Consider the following 16,701-nt stretch of genomic DNA (forward strand, 5'->3'; position numbering starts at 1 on the left):
ACTTCTACGGCTGTCCTATGTCCATACGCAAGCAATTCGACCGATGGATACCGCAGATGGTGCTGGGCCCCACGCTCATCGCCAGCTTGGTATTCGTCTATGGTTTTATCTTTTTGACCGGTTGGCTGTCGCTGACCGAATCGCGGCTGATGCCGAACTACGAGTTCGCCGGCCTGGTGCAATATTACGAGCTGTTCGACAACGAGCGCTGGTGGACCTCGCTCAAGAACCTCGGCATCTTCGGTGTCCTGTTCATCGGTTGCAGCATCGCCATCGGCCTGTTCCTGGCCATCCTGCTGGACCAGAAAATCCGCGCCGAAGGCGCGCTGCGCGCCATCTATCTGTATCCGATGGCGCTGTCCTTCATCGTCACCGGCACGGCCTGGAAATGGATGCTCAATCCCAGCCTGGGCCTGGAAAAGGTCATGCACGACTGGGGCTGGACCTCGTTTACCTTCGACTGGCTGGTGAACTCCGACATGGCCATCTACACGGTGGTGATCGCCGGCGTATGGCAGTCGTCGGGCTTTGTCATGGCCCTGTTCCTGGCCGGCCTGCGCGGCATCGACGATGAAATCATCAAGGCGGCGCAAGTCGACGGCGCGTCCCTGCCGACGATCTACTGGCGCATCGTGATTCCCGCCATGCGTCCCGTGTTCTTCAGCGTGCTGCTGATCCTGGCGCATATCGCCATCAAGAGCTTCGACCTGGTCATCGCACTGACGGCTGGCGGACCTGGCAATTCGTCGTCCGTGCCGGCCATCTTCATGTACCAGTTTTCCTTCACCCGCGGCCAGCTGGGCCTGGGCTCGGCATCGGCAATGATGATGCTGGCCACCATCGTGGCCGTGCTCGTGCCGCTGATGTACCTGGAAACGCGCAGCGCAAAGGCGATGAGATGACACCTACCCGCAATAATCGCCTCACCCTCGGACGGGTGGTGGTATACCTGCTGCTGATTTTGTTCGCGGTGTACTACATCGTGCCCCTGTACGTGACCCTGTCGACGTCGTTCAAGTCGCTCGACGAGATCCGCAGCGGCAACCTGCTGGCGCTGCCGCACGTGTGGCAGTTCGATTCCTGGTCCAAGGCCTGGTCTTCGGCCTGCACGGGCGTCACCTGCGACGGCATGCAGCCGTTCTTCTGGAACTCGATCAAGATGGTGATTCCCGCCGTGCTGATCTCGACCTTCCTGGGCGCCTTCAACGGCTATGTGTTCGCGCACTGGCGCTTCCGCGGTTCGGAAATCCTGTTCGCCGCCTTGCTGGTGGGCTGCTTCATTCCATTCCAGGTGGTGATCCTGCCGATGGCGCGTTTGCTCGGCGAATTCGGCCTGGCCAATACGACGACCGGCCTCGTTTTCGTGCACGTGGTGTACGGCACGGCCTTCACGACCCTGTTCTTCCGCAACTACTACATCGGCGTGCCGGAAGAACTGATCAAGGCGGCGCGCATCGACGGCGCCGGCTTCTTCCTGATCTTCCGCAAGATCGTGCTGCCGATTTCGGGTCCGATTTTCGTCGTCTGCATCATCTGGCAATTCACGCAGATCTGGAACGACTTCCTGTTCGGCATCGTCTTCGCCAGCGGCGATTCGCAGCCGATCACGGTGGGCTTGAACAACCTGGTCAACACGTCCACGGGCGTGAAGGAATACAACGTCAACATGGCCGCCGCGGTGATTGCCGCGCTGCCGACCCTGCTGGTCTATCTGGTCGCAGGCCGTTATTTTGTGCGCGGTCTGACCGCAGGCGCAGTCAAAGGTTAAGGAAAGAATATGTCCAGTTTATCGATACGCAGCATCCGCAAGGTGTACACGAATGGCGTCGAAGTCCTCAAGGGCATCGACATCGAGATCAAGGATGGCCAGTTCCTGATCCTCGTCGGCGGCTCCGGCTCCGGCAAGTCGACCCTGCTCAACATGGTGGCCGGCCTGGAAAGCGTCACCTCGGGCGAAATCCTCATCGACGGCAAGGTGGTCAACGACCTGCCGCCGAAGGACCGCGACATCGCCATGGTGTTCCAGTCCTACGCGCTGTACCCGTCGATGACGGTACGCGAAAACATCGCGTTCGGCCTGAACGTGAAAAAGGTACCGAAGGCGGAGCAGGAAGAAATCGTCTCGCGCGTGGCCGAAACGCTGCAGATCACGCACTTGCTGGACCGCCGCCCGGCGCAGCTGTCGGGCGGCCAGCGTCAGCGCGTGGCCATGGGCCGCGCCATCTCGCGCAAGCCCTCGCTGTTCCTGTTCGACGAACCGCTGTCGAACCTGGACGCCAAGCTGCGCGTGGAAATGCGCGCCGAGATCAAGCTGCTGCACCAGCGCCTGAAAGCCACCATCGTCTACGTCACGCATGACCAGATCGAGGCGATGACGATGGGCGACCTGATCGCCGTCATGAAGGATGGGGTGGTGCAGCAACTGGGCACGCCGCAGGAAATCTACGACAACCCGGCGAATCTGTTCGTGGCCGGTTTCATCGGCTCGCCGTCGATGAACTTCATCACCGTCAAGCCTGTCATCGAGGGCAACGACGTGTTTGTCGCCATCGAGAACGCGGGCAAGAGCATGCGCCTGGCGCTGCCGTTCGCCGCCGACAAGCTGCGCAGCTATGCGGGCCGCGACGTGATCCTGGGCGTGCGCCCGGAGCAGATCACGGACATGAGCAGCGCGCACGGCGACGTGGGCCAGGAACTCGGTTGCCTGATCGACCTCGTCGAGCCGACCGGTCCCGATACCTTGCTGACGACGCGCCTGAACGGCGCCGCCGTGACTTGCCGCACGCATCCGCGCGAAGCGGTGCTGCCGGGGCAGACCATGCAGCTGTCGTTCAACCTGTCGAAAGCGGCCCTGTTCGACCCGGCCAACGGCGAGCGTATCGCGTAAGCGCCACCTGCCATGAAAAACGGCCCGCTTGTCCAGGTGACAGGCGGGCCGTTGTCGTTTACGCCGCCGCGCTTATTGCGCCAGCGATTTTTTATAGGCGATGGCGTGGCGCAGCTTGCCCTTTTCGCCGATCAGCTCATCGAACGCTTCCCCGTTGACTTCCCGCAGGGCGCCCAGTTCGCGCGCGCTCTTGCCGCCGCTGACGCTGTCGCCGGGCCGCAGCGCCGCCATTGCCTGCGCGGCCAGCAGGATCGCATTGGCATACGCGACCGGATCGCGCAGGTCGACACGCGCCAGGTCCAGCGCGGGCATGCGGCGCAGCCAGTCGGCCCAGTAAAACTCGAGAAATTCCGTGGCGTGCTCTGGCGGCTCGTAGCCGATCCCGCGCGTAAAATAGACGAGCGAGCGGTACGGGTCGTCGCCCAGCGATGCGAGACCGATGGCGGGCGGCAGCTGCTGCGGCGTGATGGCCTGGTTGCGGCCGTTCTTCAGCCAGACCTTGTTTTCTGCGCGCATGCGGGTCCAGAAGGCCGCGTCGTCCAGCGCGCTGAAATTGTCGCTGACCTTGACCCAGACCTGCAATTGCTGATTGCGTCCGCCATCGGCTTCCCGGAAGGCGGAAAACGTGTGGTGGCCATCGGTCAGGTACACGATGCCGCGCGGGCCGATGACGACGGTCTTCATGTCGTCCGGGCGACTGCCCACGGCCGCCTTGCAGCGGTAGCCGGCCGGCGGCGCGGCCAGGGTGGCGCCGGCCACGTTGGCCGTGCCGGGCAAGACGTCGCCCTGGCCATTGGCCTCGCACAGGTCGGCAAATTTCCTGGGCTTGGCGATGTCCGCGATGTGCTTTTCTTCGGCCGCATAGCGTCCCAGCTTGTAGTACACCTGGTCGTAGCCGATGGCCGGTTGGGTCGGATGCAGTTCATCGAGGCGCACCTGCAGGATGCGCGGATGGGCGGCGCTGCCCGCCACGGTGGACATCAGCGCCTGCTGGCGCGCGCTGAGGGCGGGCGCGACGGCGGCATCGCGGGACCATGCCATGCTGGCGAAAGACAGGGCCAGCGCGGCGGCGGCCCGGGGGAATGCGGCGTGCATGCGACCTCCGAAGTGAGCGGTATGGCGTGCAGCATAGCGCGGCACGCGATTTCGCACAGTCCGACAGGCGCATGCACTGCGCCAGATCAAGCCAGTTTCTTAAAACCACGTCTCCACTTGCAGGCCGAACGAGGTGCCGCTGGTGGCGTTGCCGTATACGGGACCGGACTCGTTGGCCTTGTTGACGGCGGCCGTGGCGGCGTCGTTCCATTTGCCGTAGGTGACGAAGGCGCGCAACTCGGGACGCGACCAGTAACCCTTGCCCGCCGTCAGGGTGGGCGCGAAGGTCAGCTTGGTCAGGCGCTGGGCGGCGCCGCCCGTGGGCGAGGTCACGCGGTCCGTGCCCAGCTCGAACTGCAGCTTGAAGTTGTCGTTGACGGCATACACGGGGCGCACGCCCACGGTGGTCCAGGTCGAGCTGCCGCCCGAGACGTTGGACTTGTCGCGCTGCACGATGGCCACCATTTCCGCGCTCCATTCGGGAGTCGGCTGTATCCACAGCGAATTGAAGATGCGCAGGCGCGTCACGTCGCTGCCGTTGCGGATCGAGCCCGTGGTGCCCATGCGGTCGCAGCACTGGCCGCCGGCGCCCGTGCCCGGCCCCACGCCGTACTGGATGCCGAAGGTGTTGGCGCCGCCCCACACTTTATCCTGCTTGTGCAGCACGGTGGCCTGCCAGCCGCTGTGCGAGGTGCTGTCCTTCTTGTCGGGCGTGATGAGGGTGGTCAGCACTTCCAGCGTGCCATCCTGGTTGACGGGGATGCCCTGATAGACGAGGTTTTGCCGGATGGCCGAGTTGCCGGGCTTGTCGTTATCCTTGAAGAAGCCATAGCTGATGCGGCCCGGTCCCAGCTTGTACTGGTCGATGCCGCCGCCCGTGCCGTTCATATTGATATATTGCAAGTCCAGCATGTGAATGTCGGGACGCATGTAGTAGCGCTTGCCGATCCAGGCCGTGCCGCCGTTGAGCGTGGGTATGTTTTTCGCTTCCACGTACATCTTCGACATGCTCAGGTCCGAATCGCTGACGGCGGAGCTGGGCGTGTAGGCTGCCACCATGATATGGCCGACGAAGCTGACGCCGTTGGGCGACTTGGCCATTTCCTTCTGGTATTCGAATTCGCCATAGGTGTCGCATTCGTTGCCGAGCCGGTAGCGCATGGTGTTGCCGCCCAGGCCGTAGCAGCTTTGCGGGCCGCGGCTGTCCGTGCTCGAGCCGAGGCCCGCGCGGAAGTAGCCATGGTATTCGCCTTCGGCATCGCTGGCGTGGGCGGCGCCGCAGGCCAGCAGCATGGTGCAGGCGAGGGCCAGCGAGGTCTTGATCGGGTGTTGCATACAATCTCCTTGTCGTTATTAAAATGCGTGCTTGGGCACGTCGTCTACCGGATCGCTGCCGATCCAATCGGGGGGGCTGCCTGGGCGGAAAGGCTCAGGCGGCCAGATTCTGTTTCGAGGAAATCAGGTTGCCGGGCTGGCGCCGCGTGCGCGCCACGCCCTGCGCGTCGAACAGGTGGAAGGCGCTGCTGGCGGCCGAGACGGTGAATGGCTGGCCCAGCGGCACGCGGTTGTTGCCGTCGCCGCGTATCACCAGTTCCTGGCCGTTGTCCAGGCTCAGGTAGATGAAGTTGGCTTCGCCCAGGTGTTCCACCAGGCTGACGACGCCCTGGAAGCGGGCGCTGCCGCCGCCGTTTTCCAGGATATGTTCGGCCCGCAGGCCCGCCGTGACGGCGTCGCCCGCCTGCAGGCCGGCCGGATCGACGAGGGCCGTGATTTCCTGGCCGCTGGCCAGGGCCACGCGCACGCCATCTTCCTCGGCCGCAATGACTGTGCCCTCGAAGAAATTCATCATGGGCGCGCCGATGAAGCCGGCCACGAAGCGGTTCGCCGGCTGCTGGTACAGCTCCAGCGGCGTGCCGGCCTGCTGGATATGGCCGCCATGCATGACGACGATCTTGTCGCCCAGGGTCATCGCCTCGACCTGGTCGTGCGTCACATACACGATGGTGGCGTTCAGCTGGCGGTGCAGCTTGGCGATTTCCAGCCGCGTCTGCACGCGCAGGGCCGCGTCGAGGTTCGACAGCGGCTCGTCGAACAGGAACAGCTGCGGTTCGCGCACGATGGCGCGGCCGATGGCCACCCTCTGGCGCTGGCCGCCCGACAGCTCGCGCGGCAGGCGTTCGAGCAGGTGGTCGATCTTCAGGATGGCGGCCGCGTGGCGCACGCGCCGGGCGATGTCATCCTTGCCGGCGCCGGCGATCTTCAGGCCGAACGCCATGTTGCGGAGCACGCTCATGTGCGGATACAGCGCATAGCTCTGGAAGACCATGGCGATGCCTCGCTCGGCGGGCGGCAAGTCGTTGACGACCTTGCCGCCGATGGAGAGGGTGCCGTGCGAAATGCTTTCCAGACCGCACAGCATGCGCAGCAAGGTCGATTTGCCGCAGCCGGAAGGGCCCACCAGCACGACGAATTCACCGTCGCGGATGTCGAGGTCGATGCCGGCCAGCACGTTCGTGCGGCCGTCGTAGGATTTGCTCAGTTGTTGCAGGCTTACATGGGCCATGGTGCACCTATTATTTGACCGCGCCGGACGTCAGGCCGCGGATCAGTTGACGAGAGAAAATGACGTACATGACGAGCACGGGAATGACGGCCAGCGACAGCGCCGCCAGCACGGAGTTCCAGTCGGTCACGTATTGCCCGATGAATTGCTGTACGCCCAGGGTGACGGTCTTGGTGCGGTCCGACGGCGCCAGGATCAGCGGGAACCACAGGTCGTTCCAGGCGGGAATCATGGTGAACACGGCCACCGTGGCGATGGCGGGGCGGATCAGGGGCAGGATCACCTGGAAGAAGATGGCGAATTCGCCCACGCCGTCGCAGCGCGCCGCATCCTTCAGTTCGCGCGGCACCTGGCGCACGAATTCGGACAGGATCATCACGGCCAGCGGCAAGCCCTGCGCCGTGTACACGAGCACCAGCGCCGTCAGGGTGTTGATCAGGTCGAGCCGCACCACCAGTTCCAGGATGGACACCGTGCCCAGGCGGATGGGGATCATGATGCCCAGCGCCAGGTACAGGGTCAGCAGGCGGTTGCCCGTGAACGTGTATTCGGACAGTGCCCAGGCCGCCATGGCGCCGAACAGCACGATCAGCAGCAGCGACAGCAGGGTGACGAACAGGCTGTTGCCGAAATACAGCAGGAAGTCCGAATTGGCCAGCACCTTGTGAAAGCCCACGAGGGAAAAGGTGGCGGGCGTGGGCAGGGCCAGCGGATTGTCGAAGATGGCGGCCCGCGTCTTGACTGAGTTGATCAGGATCAAGACGATGGGGAACAGCGCGATCAGGGTGTAGCCGGCCAGGATCACGTGCACGGCGGCGCGGCCCAGGGGGCGGGTGGAAACGTTGCGCATGGCGGCCCTTACAGTTCGTAGCGTGTCAGCTTGCGCTGCACGAAAAAGAAATACACGCCCACGCCCACGAGGATGACGAGGAACATCATGGTGGCCACGGCAGCGCCCATGGTGGGACTGCCCAGCTGGGCCTGGTAACCGAAGAAGGTGCGGTAGAAGAAGGTGCCGAGGATGTCGGTGGCGTAGTTCGGCCCCGCCAGCGCGCCTTTCACGGAGTACACGAGGTCGAAGGCATTGAAGTTGGCGACAAACGTCAGGATGGTCACCAGTCCCAGGGTGGGCCAGATCAGCGGCAGCTTGATTTGCCAGAAGATGCGCATGGCGCTGGCGCCTTCCGCGTGGGCCGCCTCGATGATTTCCTCGGGCACGGCCAGCAGGGCCGCATAGATCAGCATCATGGGAATGCCGATGTATTGCCAAACAGAAATGAGCGCGATGGTCAGCAGGGCCGTCGATTCCTGGCCCAGCCATGGCGCGAAATAGCTGCCGATGCCCACACCATCCATCAGCGACTGGCCCACGCCCCACAGCGGCGACAGGATCAGCTGCCAGATGAAGCCGATGATCACCACGGACAATAAGGTGGGCAGGAAGATCAGGGTGCGGTAGCTGCGCTCGCCTTTTAATCCCTTGAGGCTGAAGAGGGTGGCCAGCAGCAGGCCGATGGGATTTTGCAGCAGCATGTGGATGAGAAAAAACTTGCAGTTGTTCCACATTGCATTCCAGAAACTTTGCGACCATTGCGGGTCGAACAGGATGGTGGCGTAATTGGCCAGACCGGCAAAATGATGGCGGCCGCCCTCATCGGTCGTGTACAGGCCCAGGCGCAGGGTATCGGCCAGGGGCAGGGCGCTGAACAGCGAGTAGATGATCAGCGCCGGCGCCAGGAACACGGCCACGTGCCACGGGAAAGCTTTCTTCACGGCGAAACTCCAGACGAATAAAAGCACCGGCGGCGGGGCCGCCGGCAAAACCGCGCCACCGGGCCGCTGCATCGCATTGCTCAGGCCGGTTGCGGGGGGAGGATAGGGGGATTACTGCTGCGGCTTGTACCACTTGGCAAAGCCGGCCTGGATCTGACGCGCCGCGTCTTTCGGCGCCAGCTTGCCGTTCAGGACCTGGGCGTTGACGTTCCACAGCTCGTTTTCCATGCTCGGTTCGCCCCGGTTGAGGATTTGCGCGTTCAGGCGGATGGTCGAGGCGCAACTGGCGCGCCAGCCGTTCATCTGCTTGGCCAGCGGGTCCTTGATGGAGATCAGGTGGTTCGACAGCGAAAAGAAGCCCGTCACCTTGTTGGTGTAGATATCGGCGAATTCCTGCGAACCGAGCCAGGCGAGGAATTTGTAGGCGTCTTCCTTGTTCTTCGACTTCTTGTTGACGCTCATGCCGATGTCCGTGTGGTCGGAGATATAGCACTTGTCACCGGCCTTGCGCACGGGCGGGTTGAAGGCGCCCAGTTCCAGCTCCGGGTCCTGCTTGAAGTAGGCGATGTCCCAGGAGCCGGACGGATAGATGGCGGCCTTGCCCAGCGCGAACTGGTTCTGGCTGTCGCCATAGGTTTGCGCGCTGGCGCCCTTGGACAGATAGCTGCCCAGCCGGGCTTCATATTCCCAGGCGGCGACGAATTGCGGATCGGTAAACCTGGCCTTGCCCGCGATCAGCGCCTTGCGGCCATCTTCGCCCTTCCAGTAATTGGCGCCGATGCTGGTAAACACCACCTGGTTCCCTTCCCACTGGTCGGCCGTGCCCAGCGCCAGCGGCGCATACTTGCCGCTCTTCTTGACCGTTTCGAGCACCTTGAAGAATTCCTCTTCCGTGGCGGGCGGCTGCAGTTTCAGTTCGCGGAAGATTTTCTTGTTGTACAGGAAACCATGCATGACGGAGGCGATCGGCATGCAGAAGGTGTCCTTGCCATCGTCCGTCTGCCACGCCACCTTGGCCGAGGCGGGAAAATTCTCCATGCCGGCCTTGCCGTCGAGCTTTTCCAGCTGGCCCCGCTTGTACAGGGCCAGCGAGACGTCGAACGGGCGGCAAGCGAGCAAGTCGCCGGCCGTGCCGCCGCTCAGGCGCGCGTTCAGCGTGGAATCGTATTCGGTGGGGGCCGTGGGCGAGAACTTGATCTCGATGCCAGGATGCTTTTTCTGGAAGGCGGGGATGAGTACCGTTTCCCACAGAGTCTTGTCGTCCACGCGCCAGCTTTCGATGGTGAGCGTGCCCGCTTGCGCCGTGCCGCTGGCCAGCAGCAGGGCCAGCAATGTGTTGCGCGCGGCCACGCCGCCTTGTGCATGCAATCGCATGATGTCTCCTTGTTGGTGTTGGTCTTGTTTGGCTGCCTGATACGCTGCAGTTGGCGGACAGTAGCATCGGGGGAAATGTGACGCCAGCAGCCCGCATTGCGCTGGCGATCGTTTCTTATCTTGTTGATTTAAAAGGATAATATTGAAATGTGCAGGGGCGCTCGCTTACCTTTCCTTACCATTGGCCGCTGCCGTGGCGCGCCATGCGGGGCGTCGGGCGGGCGGGACGCCCCGGGCGCCGTGCAAGATGGCGCAACAAAAGCTCACGTTTCTTTACAAATCAGGTGACTAAATTACCAACCTGCTGTTTTGTAGTTGGGCTATAGTTTGTCGCGACAAGAACAAGGGGACAGCATTGAAGACGCCACCGCGCAGCACCGCCGACCGCCATGCCGGGGCCGCCCGCCGTCGCGGCGTGGCGGCACTGGCACTGCTCTCACTGATGTGGACCGGCGTGCCCGTGCGGGCCGAGCCGCTGCAAGTGCTGCACTGGTGGACCTCGACCGGCGAGCGCCGCGCGGCCGACGTGCTGGTGGCGCGCCTGGCGCAGGAAGGCGTCGAGTGGCGCGACGCGGGTATCGCGGGCGGCGCCGGCGTCGGCGCGGGCAAGGTGCTGAAGAGCCGCGTGCTGGCCGGCAATTCGCCGGAAGTCATGCAGCTGATCGGCTACACCCTGGGCGAGTGGAGCGACCTGGGCCTGCTGCTGCAGCTCGACAGCGTTGCCGCCAGCAACAACTGGCGCGCGACCATGTATCCGACCGTGTGGGGCCTGCTGCAGAACCGCGGCCATACGATGGGCGTGCCGGCCGGCATCCACCGCATCAATACGCTGTTTTACAACCGCAAGATTTTCCAGCGCCTGGGCCTGGCCGTGCCGCGCAGCTGGAGCGACTTCGAGCGCGTGGCCGCCACGCTGCGTCAGGCCGGCATCACGCCGCTGGCGCAAAGCAGCGAGGCGTGGCAAGTGGCCACCCTGTTCGAGACGCTGGTGCTGGCCGAATCGGGACCTGCCTACTACCGCGCCCTGTTTGTCGACAAGAAAGCCGAGGCGTATGCGGACCCCCGCCTGCGGCACGCCTTGCAGCGCTTGAGGTCGCTCAAGCAATGGATGGCGGCGCCGCTGCGCGAACAGAGCTGGCCCGAGATGGCGCGCCAGGTCGGTGATGGCGAGGCGGCCATGTATATCATGGGCGACTGGGCAAAGGGCGAGCTGAACGCCTGGGGCCGCGCCACGGACGAGGTCTTCGGCTGCGCTGCGGCGCCCGACACGGGCGATTATCACCTGTACAGCATCGATACGCTGGCCATGTTCGCTTCGGATTACACGCACCAGGGCGCGCAGGAAAAGCTGGCGCAGGTGGTCGCTTCGCCGTCCGTGCAGCTCGAGTACAGCCAGGTAAAGGGTTCGATTCCCGCCTTGCGCCAGGCCGATCTGTCGCGCCTGGACAGCTGTGGGCGCGCTTCGGCGCAGGCGTTCGCGCGCGGCGCCGCCTTCCAGGCGCCCAGCCTCGTGCACCGCATGGCCACCGATGAAACCAGCAAGGACGCCATCATCGCCGAGGTGCACCGCTATTTCCTGGACGAGACGATCAGCGCGGCCGACGCCCAGCGCCGCATCGGCAGCATGTTGCAGGCGCTGAATAAAAAAGGACGAGACCATGTCACGCAAAATTCTGGTCGTTGACGACGATCAAAAGACCCGCATGCTGTTGAAGGCATATTTGGAAAAGAATCAGTACGAGGTGGGACTGGCGCACGATGGCGCCACCTTCCTGGCCGAATTCCACCGCCACGTCGACAGCCTGTCGCTGGTGATTCTCGACGTGATGCTGCCCGACACGGACGGCTTTGCCCTGTGCAAGGTAGTGCGCGCCCGCTCGAACGTGCCCATCATCATGCTGACGGCCAGCTCCGACGAGACGGACCGGGTGGTGGGCCTGGAGCTGGGCGCCGACGACTACATCGCCAAGCCCTACAGTCCGCGTGAATTGCTGGCGCGCATCAAGGCCATCCACCGCCGCACGGGCATCGACGCGGCCGCGCCGCCCCGCTACTACCGCTTCGTGGGATTCACGCTCGACACGCTGGAACGCACGGTGACGGATGCCGATGGCGAAGCGCTGCAACTGACGGGCCTCGATTTCCAGCTGCTGCGCTATTTTGTCGAGCATCCGGGCGATATCCTCGACCGCAGCGTGCTGTGCGAACAGACGCGGGGGCGCGACGCGGGGCCGCTCGACCGCTCGCTCGACGTGCAGGTGAGCCGGCTGCGGCTGCGCCTGAAGGATGATGGCAAGCAACCCGTGCTGATCAAGACGGTGCGCGGCGCCGGCTATGTGTTTTCGGCCGACGTGAGCAGTGCGCATGCCTGAGCGGGGCGCGCGCCGCCTGCTCGAGCGCCTGCTGCCGCCATCGCTGCTGGGCCGCCTGTCCGTCGTGATGGTGGCGGGCGTGCTGGCCACGCAACTGGTGGGTAACCTGATCTGGGCCGCGCAACTGCGCCGCGACTCGGCCGTGGAAGCGCGCATGGCTTCGCAGCACCTGGCCCGCAGCGCCAGCAGCACCATCCGCTTCTTTCTCAGCCTGCCCGCCAATTACCGGCCCATCCTGATCCAGCAATTCCGCGAGATGGGCGGCACGCGCTTCTTTGTCAACGTCAACCAGGGCCCGCTGGCCATCCGCGAAATCGCACCGCACGCACTGGCCGACACGGTGGTGGCGACCGTGGGTGCGGCGCTGAAGAGCGACTTGCCGCAGCTGGCCGGCTACCGCGTGGGCTTCGCCTGGCCGGCCGACCTGGTGGTGGCCGACAGCGGCGCGCGCATCGGCGACTTGCCGGAAAACTGGGTCCAGCATATCTTGCTGCTGAAACCGAATCCGGCCCCCGTGCTGGTGATCCAGGCCGAACTGGAACCAGGCAACTGGCTGTACCTGGCGGCGCTGATGCCGAATCCATATTTCTTGCAAAGCAGCAACCCTTGGACCCTGGACCGGGTACTGCTGCAGGCGCTGTCGCTGGCGGCCGTGCTGTTGCTGTCCATCCTAGTCGTGCGCTGGACCACGCGGCCGCTGGCGGCCCTGTCGGATGCGGCCGAGGCCTTTGGCCGCGGCGAGACGCCGCCGCCCCTGCCGCAGACGGGCAGCCGCGAGTTCGTGCAGACGGCGCGCGCCTTTGGCGCCATGCGCGAGCGCATCCAGCGTTATCTGGAAGACCGCGAACGCCTGTTCGTGTCGATTTCGCACGACCTGCGCACGCCCATCACGCGTTTGAAACTGCGCACGGAACTGCTCGACGACGATGTGCAGCGCAATGAATTCCACGACGACCTCGACGAGCTGGACATGATGGTCAAGGGGGCGCTGCAATGCGTGAAGGATAGCGACATCCATGAAAATGCCACCGAGGTGCGGCTCGACGCCTTGCTGCAGCGCATGGTGCGCGGCGCCCAACTGGCCGGCCACGAAGTGCATTACGTGGAGACGGGCCTGAGCGTGACGGCCAAGCCCCTGGCGCTCAAGCGCGCCATCGGCAACTTGCTCGACAATGCCTTGTTTTACGGCAAGACGGCGCACCTGTCCGCGCGCCGCGAAGGCGAGCACATCGTCATCCGCATCCGCGACGACGGCCCCGGCGTGGCCGAAGAGGCGTTCGCCAGCCTGTTCCAGCCCTATGTGCGCCTGGAACATGGCCGCGAGCAGAATGCGCACGGCATGGGGCTGGGGCTCGGTATTGCGCGCAGCATCGTGCAGGCCCACGGTGGCGAGCTGAGCCTGGCCAACCACCGCGAGGGCGGCCTGGAAGCGACCATCCGCCTGCCGGCGCAGTAAGGCGCCGGCGGCAGCGTCAGGCCAGCAGCGCGCTGGGCACGCGCGGCGAGGACATCAGGTCGCGGAAGGCGGCCCAATGCGCGGCACGCGTCGCGCCCTGGCGCTCGACATAGGCTTTCGCCATGTCCTGCCCCAGGTTGTAATTGATGACGTACGCACCCATGGCATCGTAGAACTGCAGGCGTTGCGCGGATTTCTCGGCCGGATACAGGCGCACGTTGATCAGCCATTCCAGCGCTTCTTCGCGCGTGATGCTGCCTTCGAGGTACTGGCGCGCGATGTCGTTGTCGGCGTAGCTCAGTTTGGCCAGCAAGGCATTGAGTTGCGCATAGCGGGGTGCCAGCGCCGGGGCCAGGCCGGCCAGCGGATACAGCACCTGCTGTTCGAAGTCCAGCCTTTCCGCATCCGTGAAGCTCAGTTCGATGCCGTAATTGGCCGTGCCTTCGGCGATCAATGATTGCGGCGAGTACAGCGGGTAGATGCAGTATTCCATCCAGCCCTTGCCGCGCATCAGGTCGCGTTCCAGCAGCACGTTGTAGACGTGGTGGCCCGGATACGCTTCGTGGCAGCCGAGGTCGACGGCGCGATCGATGTACACAGGCAAGTCCGTATTGATCTGGATCACACTCTGGTAGTTACCCTTGTACCAGTTGTAGCCGCTCCAGGGCTTGTCGGTGACGAATTCCAATACAAAATCTTCGCCGTCGGGCAGCGCGATGTACTGCAGGGTGCGCTCGCGGCCGGCGCGGATGGCCGCGTCCATGACGGCGCGCAGCTTGTCGGCGGGAATGACGAGTTGCGCGCGCAAGGCGTTGACACGCGCGCTGACCGTGCCGGGACCGGGCAGCAGGGCGTCGATCTGCGCCACCAGGTCTTCGTAGTACGCACGGCTGTGATGGGGCGAGACGGCGTCGTACAGGCGCGCGCTTTCCGTATCGAAATCGAGGCGTGCGCCTTGCAGCATGTCCGCGCGCGCCAGCACGGCGTGCAACTGCTTGCGCAGGTTAAGGGCGCGCAGGCAAGGTTCGTCGGCCAGCAGGGCCAGCGCCTTGTCAGTCGCGGCTTTGATGTCGCTCAAACTCAATTGCTGTTCTACCGCTTCCTGTTGCCATGCGGGCGGGCCGTAATAGGCGTCCACATACGACGCATCGTGCTGGCCCATGGCCAGGACCAGCTTGACGTAGCATTCGGCCACGTCGGCAAGGGGAGGGGAGTTGCTATCGTTATTCGTCATGGCGGCAGGGTTTTTCGCGGTTGGGCAGCGCTTATTGTATAGCGCAATGGCATGCGCGTGAGGCGTGTACGCGCCACATCATTTCTCTACAGTAACTGGGGAAACGCATCTTGATATACATCAGTGATCCCGGCATTCGGCACCTGCGTCATGCGGTTTCGCCGCAAGATGACGTGTCTTCTTTTTTATGCAACCACGTGATTTTCTCCTTGATCTTTCTTCGTTTATGGACGAATATGCTATACGAGATCCGGCACTATCTGACGTCATCGGGTAGGGATTTATATACGGAATGGCTGAAACGCCAGCGCGATACTACGGCCAGGGTGGCCATAGCCCGGCGCGTGTTGCGTATGATTCCCGGCAATTTTGGCGACCACAAGTTCTGCCACGATGGCGTGTGGGAATTGCGCATCGACGTGGGGGCCGGTTACCGCGTGTATTACGCCATCGCCGGCGAACAGATCATTTTATTGCTGTGCGGCGGCGACAAGCGCACGCAGCCGAAAGATATCGAGTACGCCTGTGCCTGCTGGCACGACTGGAAGGAGAGAGGACATGAAAGAGGAACCAAGCAAACCACCGAGAGACCGCTCGCATGACGAAGCGATGGCCGAATTGTACCGCGACGATCCCGCTCTCGCCCTTGAACTGATCAACAATATTCTCGTCGATGGCGACCATGGCGAACTGCTGGCCGTGCTGCGCCAGCTGACGCGCGCCTTTGGCGGCGTGCCCGCCGTGGCGCAGGCGGCCAAGCTCAATCCTACCCAGCTGTACCGTACCTTGTCGCCCGAGGGCAATCCATCGCTGAGCACCTTGACGGCCATCCTCGATGCCATGGGCTTGCGGCTGGCCGTGGAACCCAGGCAGCCCGAACGTCCATTTCCCGCGCCGGCCGCCTGAGTCCACGGGGCGCTTAGAACTCCACGGGTCGTGCCTCGCGCATCGCTTGCGTCATGGCCAGGCCGATGCGCGTCGCTTCCGTCGCGTCGTGCAAAGTCAATGACAAGGTGCGCCGGCCCAGCGCCGCATCCGTGAACTCCTGCGCTTCGATCAAAAAGGCGTCGGCGAAGCGGGCATAGAAGTCCGGCGTGCATTCGTTGCGCACGCCGTGCGCATCGGAAATTTCCACCCTGTTCAGGCGCGGATTGCTGCCCACGGCCAGGCGGCCGCCCGTGCCGAACACTTCCGTCAGGGTTTCATGGCCGTGCGCCATGGTGCGCGAAGCCATGAAGCTGGCCATGCTGCCATCGGAAAATTCGACTGTGGCCAGGCCGTTGTCGGCGTCGCCGAACGCCTGCAAGCCCGTGTGGATGGCGTTGGTGCCGCTCGCATACACGCGTTTGGGCACGGGATTGCCCAGCAGCCAGCGCGCCAGGTCGATATCGTGCACGCTGCAATCGAGGAAGATGCCGCCGCTGGTGGGGGCGAAGCGCATGAAGGCGCCGCTCGGGTCGTTCTGGTCGCAGGTTTGCGAACGCACGAGATACGGCTTGCCGATGAGCCCTAGTGCGATCTTTTGCTGTGCGTCATGATAGCTGGTGTCGAAACGCCGCACGAAGCCGATCATGATGGTCAGTTGCGGGTGGCGCGCCGCTTCCGCTTCCACCTTCAGGCAGTCGGCCAGGTCCAGCGATAGCGGTTTTTCGCAAAACACGTGCTTGCCGGCGCGCAAGGCGGCGATGATCTGGTCCGCATGTAGCGAGGTGGGCGTGACGAGGAAGACGGCGTCCAGGCTCGGGTGGGCCAGCAGCGCATCGTAGTCGGCATAGCCGGTGGTGATACCGAGCTGGCTGGCGGCCCAGTCCAGTTCAGCCGGCACGGGACTGCAGGCGGCCACGACTTCGGCGTTGGGCACGCGCTGCGCCAGGTTGATGGCGTGGCGCTGGCCCAGCCGGCCCAGGCCGACGATGCCGACTTTTAATGTTGGGGATGACATGGTGT

General features: G+C 63.9%; 16 protein-coding genes. 8 read left to right on the forward strand and 8 right to left on the reverse strand.

The features are described from left to right. The first annotated feature begins 17 nt into the window (after positions 1-17). The 3 genes from JAB4_RS13340 to ugpC (JAB4_RS13350) are packed head-to-tail and all read left to right on the forward strand — an operon-like array spanning position 18 to position 2,887. Entirely contained in the window at positions 18-902 is an 885-nt protein-coding gene (locus JAB4_RS13340; RefSeq protein ID WP_034777935.1) for a sugar ABC transporter permease, read from the forward strand. Further along, positions 899-1,768: a carbohydrate ABC transporter permease gene (locus tag JAB4_RS13345; RefSeq protein ID WP_034777933.1), complete on the forward strand. Its 870-nt coding sequence runs from the start codon at positions 899-901 to the stop codon at positions 1,766-1,768. The genes JAB4_RS13340 and JAB4_RS13345 overlap by 4 nt, the downstream gene beginning before the upstream one ends. 9 nt (positions 1,769-1,777) lie before the next feature. Then, a complete protein-coding gene (gene ugpC, locus JAB4_RS13350) occupies positions 1,778-2,887 on the forward strand; it encodes a sn-glycerol-3-phosphate ABC transporter ATP-binding protein UgpC (RefSeq protein WP_070218108.1) in 1,110 nt (369 codons plus the stop codon). A 72-nt stretch (positions 2,888-2,959) separates the two neighbouring features. Here ugpC (JAB4_RS13350) and JAB4_RS13355 read toward each other — a convergent pair whose 3' ends face one another. The 6 genes from JAB4_RS13355 to JAB4_RS13380 form a co-directional block, all read right to left on the reverse strand. Beyond that, positions 2,960-3,982, reverse strand: a complete 1,023-nt coding sequence (locus JAB4_RS13355) for a ParB/Srx family N-terminal domain-containing protein (RefSeq protein ID WP_139143656.1) — start codon at positions 3,980-3,982, stop codon at positions 2,960-2,962. A gap of 99 nt (positions 3,983-4,081) precedes the next feature. Next, positions 4,082-5,317, reverse strand: coding sequence for a carbohydrate porin (locus JAB4_RS13360; protein ID WP_070218107.1), 1,236 nt, complete (start codon positions 5,315-5,317; stop codon positions 4,082-4,084). Between the two features lie 94 nt (positions 5,318-5,411). Next, complete coding sequence (ugpC, locus tag JAB4_RS13365; protein WP_070218106.1) at positions 5,412-6,545, reverse strand: sn-glycerol-3-phosphate ABC transporter ATP-binding protein UgpC; 1,134 nt, start codon at positions 6,543-6,545, stop codon at positions 5,412-5,414. Between the two features lie 10 nt (positions 6,546-6,555). After that, complete coding sequence (locus JAB4_RS13370) at positions 6,556-7,395, reverse strand: carbohydrate ABC transporter permease (protein ID WP_070218105.1); 840 nt, start codon at positions 7,393-7,395, stop codon at positions 6,556-6,558. Positions 7,396-7,403: 8 nt separating this feature from the next. After that, a complete protein-coding gene (locus tag JAB4_RS13375; RefSeq protein WP_070218123.1) occupies positions 7,404-8,318 on the reverse strand; it encodes a sugar ABC transporter permease in 915 nt (304 codons plus the stop codon). Between the two features lie 111 nt (positions 8,319-8,429). Then, positions 8,430-9,692 (reverse strand): ABC transporter substrate-binding protein, encoded by a 1,263-nt coding sequence (locus JAB4_RS13380; RefSeq protein ID WP_070218104.1) that lies wholly within the window; start codon positions 9,690-9,692, stop codon positions 8,430-8,432. 355 nt (positions 9,693-10,047) lie between these two features. Between JAB4_RS13380 and JAB4_RS13385 the strand changes: the two genes are divergently transcribed. From JAB4_RS13385 to JAB4_RS13395, 3 genes are read left to right on the forward strand one after another with little or no spacing between them, the layout of a single operon-like run. Next, entirely contained in the window at positions 10,048-11,376 is a 1,329-nt protein-coding gene (locus tag JAB4_RS13385; RefSeq protein WP_227742149.1) for an ABC transporter substrate-binding protein, read from the forward strand. Further along, positions 11,351-12,064 (forward strand): response regulator transcription factor, encoded by a 714-nt coding sequence (locus JAB4_RS13390; RefSeq protein WP_070218103.1) that lies wholly within the window; start codon positions 11,351-11,353, stop codon positions 12,062-12,064. The genes JAB4_RS13385 and JAB4_RS13390 overlap by 26 nt, the downstream gene beginning before the upstream one ends. Further along, the gene (locus JAB4_RS13395) at positions 12,057-13,520 is read left to right on the forward strand and encodes an ATP-binding protein (RefSeq protein ID WP_070218101.1); all 1,464 of its coding nucleotides are present in this window, start codon (positions 12,057-12,059) and stop codon (positions 13,518-13,520) included. Before JAB4_RS13390 ends, JAB4_RS13395 begins: the two co-directional genes overlap by 8 nt. Positions 13,521-13,536: 16 nt before the next feature. Here JAB4_RS13395 and JAB4_RS13400 read toward each other — a convergent pair whose 3' ends face one another. Beyond that, positions 13,537-14,754 carry a hypothetical protein gene (locus JAB4_RS13400; protein WP_070218099.1) on the reverse strand — a complete coding sequence of 406 codons (1,218 nt, stop codon included), beginning with the start codon at positions 14,752-14,754 and terminating at the stop codon, positions 13,537-13,539. 236 nt (positions 14,755-14,990) lie between these two features. Between JAB4_RS13400 and JAB4_RS13405 the strand changes: the two genes are divergently transcribed. Together JAB4_RS13405 and JAB4_RS13410 are read left to right on the forward strand one after the other, a co-directional pair. Beyond that, positions 14,991-15,356 (forward strand): type II toxin-antitoxin system RelE/ParE family toxin, encoded by a 366-nt coding sequence (locus JAB4_RS13405; protein WP_070218118.1) that lies wholly within the window; start codon positions 14,991-14,993, stop codon positions 15,354-15,356. Then, positions 15,313-15,660 (forward strand): addiction module antidote protein, encoded by a 348-nt coding sequence (locus JAB4_RS13410; protein WP_070218097.1) that lies wholly within the window; start codon positions 15,313-15,315, stop codon positions 15,658-15,660. Before JAB4_RS13405 ends, JAB4_RS13410 begins: the two co-directional genes overlap by 44 nt. Positions 15,661-15,673: 13 nt before the next feature. Here the strand turns inward: JAB4_RS13410 and JAB4_RS13415 are convergent, their stop codons facing one another. Next, entirely contained in the window at positions 15,674-16,696 is a 1,023-nt protein-coding gene (locus tag JAB4_RS13415) for a Gfo/Idh/MocA family oxidoreductase (protein WP_070218095.1), read from the reverse strand. Between the last annotated feature and the right edge of the window lie 5 nt (positions 16,697-16,701).

It is taken from the genome of Janthinobacterium sp. HH102, from assembly GCF_001758625.2.
Lineage (GTDB): Bacteria > Pseudomonadota > Gammaproteobacteria > Burkholderiales > Burkholderiaceae_D > Janthinobacterium.

Bases quoted from the DNA above. Each gene is read 5' to 3' on its own strand.
- JAB4_RS13390 (WP_070218103.1), top strand. From the start codon at position 11,351: ATGTCACGCAAAATTCTGGTCGTTGACGACGATCAAAAGACCCGCATG.
- JAB4_RS13395 (WP_070218101.1), top strand. From the start codon at position 12,057: ATGCCTGAGCGGGGCGCGCGCCGCCTGCTCGAGCGCCTGCTGCCGCCA.
- JAB4_RS13345 (WP_034777933.1), top strand. From the start codon at position 899: ATGACACCTACCCGCAATAATCGCCTCACCCTCGGACGGGTGGTGGTA.
- ugpC (WP_070218108.1), top strand. From the start codon at position 1,778: ATGTCCAGTTTATCGATACGCAGCATCCGCAAGGTGTACACGAATGGC.
- JAB4_RS13370 (WP_070218105.1), bottom strand. From the start codon at position 7,395: ATGCGCAACGTTTCCACCCGCCCCCTGGGCCGCGCCGCCGTGCACGTG.
- ugpC (WP_070218106.1), bottom strand. From the start codon at position 6,545: ATGGCCCATGTAAGCCTGCAACAACTGAGCAAATCCTACGACGGCCGC.
- JAB4_RS13405 (WP_070218118.1), top strand. From the start codon at position 14,991: ATGCTATACGAGATCCGGCACTATCTGACGTCATCGGGTAGGGATTTA.
- JAB4_RS13340 (WP_034777935.1), top strand. From the start codon at position 18: ATGTCCATACGCAAGCAATTCGACCGATGGATACCGCAGATGGTGCTG.
- JAB4_RS13415 (WP_070218095.1), bottom strand. From the start codon at position 16,696: ATGTCATCCCCAACATTAAAAGTCGGCATCGTCGGCCTGGGCCGGCTG.
- JAB4_RS13380 (WP_070218104.1), bottom strand. From the start codon at position 9,692: ATGCGATTGCATGCACAAGGCGGCGTGGCCGCGCGCAACACATTGCTG.
- JAB4_RS13355 (WP_139143656.1), bottom strand. From the start codon at position 3,982: ATGCACGCCGCATTCCCCCGGGCCGCCGCCGCGCTGGCCCTGTCTTTC.
- JAB4_RS13360 (WP_070218107.1), bottom strand. From the start codon at position 5,317: ATGCAACACCCGATCAAGACCTCGCTGGCCCTCGCCTGCACCATGCTG.
- JAB4_RS13400 (WP_070218099.1), bottom strand. From the start codon at position 14,754: ATGACGAATAACGATAGCAACTCCCCTCCCCTTGCCGACGTGGCCGAA.
- JAB4_RS13410 (WP_070218097.1), top strand. From the start codon at position 15,313: ATGAAAGAGGAACCAAGCAAACCACCGAGAGACCGCTCGCATGACGAA.